Raw genomic sequence first — 5,193 nt, forward strand, 5'->3', positions numbered from 1 at the left:
GCGTAACCTTAATTTTGTAGCTAAGGGCGCGCTCGCGATGAGGGCGGGCCGCCCGAATTCCAGAAAAGAAGAGGCGTAAAATGGCGAAGGCTAAATTCGAGCGGAATAAGCCGCACGTGAACATCGGCACCATCGGTCACGTCGACCATGGCAAGACGTCGCTGACCGCGGCGATCACGAAGGTTCTGGCCGAAAAGGGCCAGGCCCAGTTCACCGACTATGCGAACATCGACAAGGCGCCGGAAGAGCGCGAGCGCGGCATCACCATCTCGACCGCTCACGTCGAGTATGAGACCGACAAGCGCCACTATGCGCACGTCGATTGCCCGGGCCACGCGGACTATGTGAAGAACATGATCACCGGCGCCGCGCAGATGGACGGCGCGATCCTGGTCGTGTCGGCCGCTGATGGCCCGATGCCGCAGACCAAGGAGCACATCTTGCTCGCGAAGCAGGTCGGCGTTCCGACCATGGTCGTCTTCCTCAACAAGGTCGACCAGGTCGACGATCCCGAGCTGCTGGAGCTCGTCGAGCTCGAGATCCGCGAGGAGCTTTCCAAGCGCGACTTCGACGGCGACAACATTCCGATCATCGCCGGTTCGGCGCTTGCCGCCCTCGAGGACAGCAGCCGCGAGCAGGGCCATGACGCGATCCTGAAGCTGATGGATGCGGTCGACGACTGGATTCCGACCCCGGAGCGTCCGCTCGACAAGCCGTTCCTGATGCCGATCGAGGACGTGTTCTCGATCTCCGGCCGCGGCACCGTCGTCACCGGCCGTGTCGAGCAGGGCGTGGTCAAGGTCGGCGAGGAAGTCGAGATCGTCGGCATCCGCGACACCCAGAAGACCGTCGTCACCGGCGTCGAGATGTTCCGCAAGCTGCTCGACCAGGGACAGGCGGGCGACAACATCGGCGCGCTGCTTCGCGGCGTCGGCCGTGAGGACGTCGAGCGCGGCCAGGTCCTGGCCAAGCCCGGCTCGATCACGCCTCACACCGACTTCCAGGCTGAGGTCTACGTCCTGTCGAAGGACGAGGGCGGCCGTCACACGCCGTTCTTCGCCAACTATCGTCCGCAGTTCTATTTCCGGACGACGGACGTCACCGGCGAGGTCCAGCTCCCCGAGGGCACCGAGATGGTGATGCCGGGCGACAACGTGAACCTGGGCGTCAAGCTGATCGCCCCGATCGCGATGGACCCGGGTCTGCGCTTCGCCATCCGCGAAGGCGGGCGGACCGTCGGCGCGGGCGTCGTCGCGACGATCTCGAAGTAAGTCCTAGCGTCTTCGGGCGCGAGGATTGGTGAAGGGCCCGGTGCTTCGATCGAAGCGCCGGGCCTTTTGCATTCCGGCAGTGGAATGCTGCCCGAGGATGAGCGAACTGCCCATGAGTCAATTTCAATCCGTCTAGCCGACCGATAGTCCCGCGCTGCGGATTGTCCCCGCGTACCAATCGTTCGTGGAATCGCGGACGGTGGAGGTCCTGGCTCCGATAAGGAGAGGGGCTGTGTTGGAGATCTTCCCAAGCGTCACATATTTCTTGCGGGCGTCCAGGGAATCGATCTTGAGGACGACGCGGTCCGACTTCTTGGTGCAGGTGATGGTGTGCAGGGCACCATCAACGACATTGGTCGTGCCGGTGACGCTGCCCGACTTGCCGCCGCCGTCCTTGATGACACAAAGCGCCCTGCCGATCCCGCCGCTATATTCGATCTCGACCTTGAACTCGCCACCCGAAGTGGTGCTCAGCCCTTTGCGCATCAGGTCGTAGTCCTTGCCCGAGGCGGGCATGACATTGGTCTGCACCTGCACCGTGTAGCTGAAATTGCTGGTCCCTGGATTCAGCGTCGGCGAGTTCGGGACGATAACGTAGGAGCTCGATCCATCGAACACGAAACCGCCGCCAGACGTGACGACGTTGTTCATCGTGCCGTCGTTCCCTTTGCCGGAACTGTCGTGCATGGTCGTTCCGAAAGTCTCGTCCATGTTCCAGAGAGCCACCTGCGTGGAAGCGGCCGAAGCGGCGCTGGCAATTGAGATGGTTGCGACCACAGTCGCGGTCCTCAATCTCGGTGGGGTGACCATAACACCGCTCCATCGACCTGAAGCCAGTATAGCACGAAAAACAGCCTGTTGATCGGCCCACCACTCAGCACGGCAGATGAGTCGCCTCGACCGCTTCATGATTTCGAGTTTCTTGCCGGAGTGGACATTCGTCCGTCCAACTCGCCCCACAGGGGTTGATCTCCCCGCCCTACCTCTGTAGAGGCGCCTCCACAGACGGGGATTCGTCCCCGTCACCATACATTAGAGATGAGGTCGTCCGTTCCGGGAAACCGGGTGAAGCGGGTGTGGCCTCTTGTTTTTCGGACTGGCAACAGCCCGGCGGCTCTTTCGCATCGGTAGGGACATGGACACGCAGAATATCCGTATTCGCCTCAAGGCTTTCGATCATCGAGTGCTTGACCAGGCGACCGGCGACATCGCTGACACGGCGCGCCGCACGGGTGCACTGATCCGCGGTCCCATCCCCCTTCCGACGCGTATCGAGAAGTTCACCGTCAACCGTTCGCCGCACGTCGACAAGAAGTCGCGCGAGCAGTTCGAGGTGAGAACCTACAAGCGGCTGCTCGATATCGTGCAGCCGACGCCGCAGACCGTCGATGCTTTGATGAAGCTCGACCTGGCCGCCGGCGTGGACGTCGAGATCAAGCTGGCCTAACGGCCGGCCGCGCGCCGAAAGGCTCGCAAACGGTGGATACCGCCGGAGACTAGCTCCGGGCCGCGTCCCCGCCGCTCCCGCAAGGGAGCACTAGCCCAGGCGGGGCACGCTTAGAAATTTGGGCTTCACGCACCCGGCTTCCGGGTGCCTCTGTTGAGGAGCATTGATCATGCGCACCGGCGTGATCGCGAAGAAGGTCGGGATGACGCGCCTCTTTCAGGCGGACGGACGGCACGTGCCGGTCACCGTCCTGCAGCTGGAGGACGTGCAGGTCATCGGCCGCCGCGAAATGGACAAAGACGGCTACACCGCCGTCCAGCTTGGAGCCGGCACGGCCAAGGCGAAGAATGTCGCCAAGCCGCAGCGCGTCGCCTTCGGCAAGGCCGAGGTCGAGCCCAAGGCCCGCGTCGTCGAGTTCCGGGTCGCCGAGGATGCGCTCCTCGATGTCGGCGCCGAGATCAGCGCCGATCACTTCGTCGCCGGCCAGATGGTCGACATCAGCGGCGTGACGCAGGGCAAGGGCTTCGCCGGCGCCATGAAGCGCTGGAACTTCGGCGGCCTGCGCGCGACCCACGGCGTGTCGCTGTCGCACCGCTCGCACGGTTCGACCGGCAACCGCCAGGATCCGGGCCGCGTTTTCAAGAACAAGAAGATGGCGGGCCACATGGGCGCCCGCAATCGCACCCAGCAGAACCTCGAGATCGTCCGTACGGACCCGATCCGCGGGCTTCTGTTCGTCAAGGGTTCGGTCCCGGGCCACAAGGGCAGCTGGCTGACCGTCCAGGACGCGATCAAGCTTCCGCGGAACGAGAACGTGCCGTACCCGGCCGGGCTGCTGTCCAAGGACCAGCCGGTCGACGAGAGCGCGATTCCGGAGGCCGGCCTGGTTGACGACGCAGCGGTCCACGAGATCCCGGCGCTGCCGAGCGATGCGGAAGTCGCGGCGATCGCGGCCGAGCAGGAAGCCGGCGCTTCGGCCGACACCAATGAGACCACGGACGCTCCGGCGGGGGAAGCAACGCCTGAGGGCGGCGCTTCCGGCGATGAGAGCAAGGAAGGCTAACCGATGAAGGTCAAGGTTCAGACCCTCGCCAGTTCGGACGCCGCCGGAAAGGCGAGCGACATCGAGCTCAATGACGAGATTTTCGGTGTCGAGCCGCGCGCCGACATCCTCCATCGCGTCGTCACCTGGCAGCTGATCAACCGCCGGGCCCCGGCGCGCGCGGCTCGTGAGCGCAGCGATGTCGCCCGGACCGGCAAGAAGTTCGGTCGCCAGAAGGGCGGCGGAACGGCTCGTCACGGCGATCGCCGCGCACCGATCTTCATCGGCGGCGGCAAGGCGCACGGGCCGCGTGCTCGCGTGTTCACGTCAAGCCTGAACAAAAAGGTCCGGCAGCTCGGCCTGAAGATGGCGCTGTCGTCGAAGGCGCGCGACGGAAGCTTGGTCGTGCTCGACAATCTCGACCTCGAGAACGGCAAGACGAAAGAGCTTCGCACGAAGCTCGGTCAGCTCGGCTTCGGCAAGACCGCGCTGGTGATCGACGGCGATGCGCTCAACGTCGGTTTCGCGCGCGCTTCATCGAACCTGGGGCACGTCAACCTGCTCCCGGCGGTCGGCGCCAACGTCTATGACATCATGCGGCACGAGACCCTGGTCCTGACCCGGGCCGCCGTCGAGAAGCTGGAGGCGCGGTTCGCCCTCCCCGGAGGGGCCAACTAATGGCTAAGAAGCCGCAGAAGGCCGCGCCCGACGCGCGTCACTACGACGTCGTCCTGGCGCCGCACATCACCGAGAAGTCGACGATGCTGTCGGAGCATAATTCGGTCGTGTTCAAGGTCGCCCCGACCGCGAGCAAGCCGGAGATCAAGGCGGCCGTCGAGGCGCTGTTCGGTGTCACGGTGACGGGCGTCAACACGATCGTCACCAAGGGCAAGACGAAGACCTGGAAGGGCACGCCCTACAAGAGGTCGGACGCGAAGAAAGCGATCGTCACGCTGGCCGAGGGTCAGACGATCGACATCACGAGCGGGATCTAAGCCATGGCTCTCAAGCAATACAAGCCGACCTCTCCGGCCCGCCGCGGCCTGATCCTGGTCGACAAGTCGGCGCTCTGGAAGGGTAAGCCGGTCAAGGCGCTGACCGAAGGCAAGCGCAAGACGGGTGGCCGCAACAACAAGGGGCATGTGACCTCGCGCGGGATCGCCGGCGGTCACAAGCAGAAGTATCGCTACATCGACTTCAAGCGTCGCAAGTGGGACGCCGAGGGCACCGTCGAGCGGCTCGAATATGATCCCAACCGTTCGGCCTTCATCGCGCTCGTGACTTACGAGGGCGGGGAGCAAGCCTATATCCTCGCTCCGCAGCGCCTTGCGCCCGGGGACAAGGTGATCGCCGGCAAGCGGGTCGACGTGAAGCCGGGCAATGCGATGGAAATCGGCCAGATGCCGGTTGGCACCATCGTCCACAACGTCGAG

The 5,193-nt window shown here is 64.3% G+C and carries 7 protein-coding genes; 6 read left to right on the plus strand and 1 reads right to left on the minus strand.

Annotated features, from left to right (window positions below; all coding sequences use genetic code 11):
- The first annotated feature begins 80 nt into the window (after nucleotides 1-80).
- On the plus strand, nucleotides 81-1,271 hold the full coding sequence (gene tuf, locus JOZ79_RS00430) for an elongation factor Tu (protein WP_294069057.1): 1,191 nt from the start codon (nucleotides 81-83) through the stop codon (nucleotides 1,269-1,271).
- 132 nt (nucleotides 1,272-1,403) lie between these two features.
- Here the strand turns inward: tuf and JOZ79_RS00435 are convergent, their stop codons facing one another.
- A complete protein-coding gene (locus JOZ79_RS00435) occupies nucleotides 1,404-1,982 on the minus strand; it encodes a LamG-like jellyroll fold domain-containing protein (protein ID WP_294069060.1) in 579 nt (192 codons plus the stop codon).
- Between the two features lie 424 nt (nucleotides 1,983-2,406).
- Between JOZ79_RS00435 and rpsJ the strand changes: the two genes are divergently transcribed.
- From rpsJ to rplB, 5 genes are all read left to right on the plus strand, one after another.
- Complete coding sequence (gene rpsJ / locus JOZ79_RS00440) at nucleotides 2,407-2,718, plus strand: 30S ribosomal protein S10 (RefSeq protein ID WP_294069063.1); 312 nt, start codon at nucleotides 2,407-2,409, stop codon at nucleotides 2,716-2,718.
- A 169-nt stretch (nucleotides 2,719-2,887) separates the two neighbouring features.
- Nucleotides 2,888-3,781 carry a 50S ribosomal protein L3 gene (gene rplC / locus JOZ79_RS00445; RefSeq protein ID WP_294069066.1) on the plus strand — a complete coding sequence of 298 codons (894 nt, stop codon included), beginning with the start codon at nucleotides 2,888-2,890 and terminating at the stop codon, nucleotides 3,779-3,781.
- 3 nt (nucleotides 3,782-3,784) lie between these two features.
- Nucleotides 3,785-4,438: a 50S ribosomal protein L4 gene (rplD, locus tag JOZ79_RS00450; RefSeq protein WP_294069069.1), complete on the plus strand. Its 654-nt coding sequence runs from the start codon at nucleotides 3,785-3,787 to the stop codon at nucleotides 4,436-4,438.
- Entirely contained in the window at nucleotides 4,438-4,755 is a 318-nt protein-coding gene (locus JOZ79_RS00455; protein WP_294069072.1) for a 50S ribosomal protein L23, read from the plus strand. The genes rplD and JOZ79_RS00455 overlap by 1 nt, the downstream gene beginning before the upstream one ends.
- A gap of 3 nt (nucleotides 4,756-4,758) precedes the next feature.
- On the plus strand, nucleotides 4,759-5,193 hold a 435-nt coding region (rplB, locus tag JOZ79_RS00460), incomplete at its 3' end, for a 50S ribosomal protein L2 (protein ID WP_294069074.1).

The organism is Sphingomonas sp., assembly GCF_019242355.1.
Taxonomy (GTDB): domain Bacteria; phylum Pseudomonadota; class Alphaproteobacteria; order Sphingomonadales; family Sphingomonadaceae; genus Sphingomicrobium.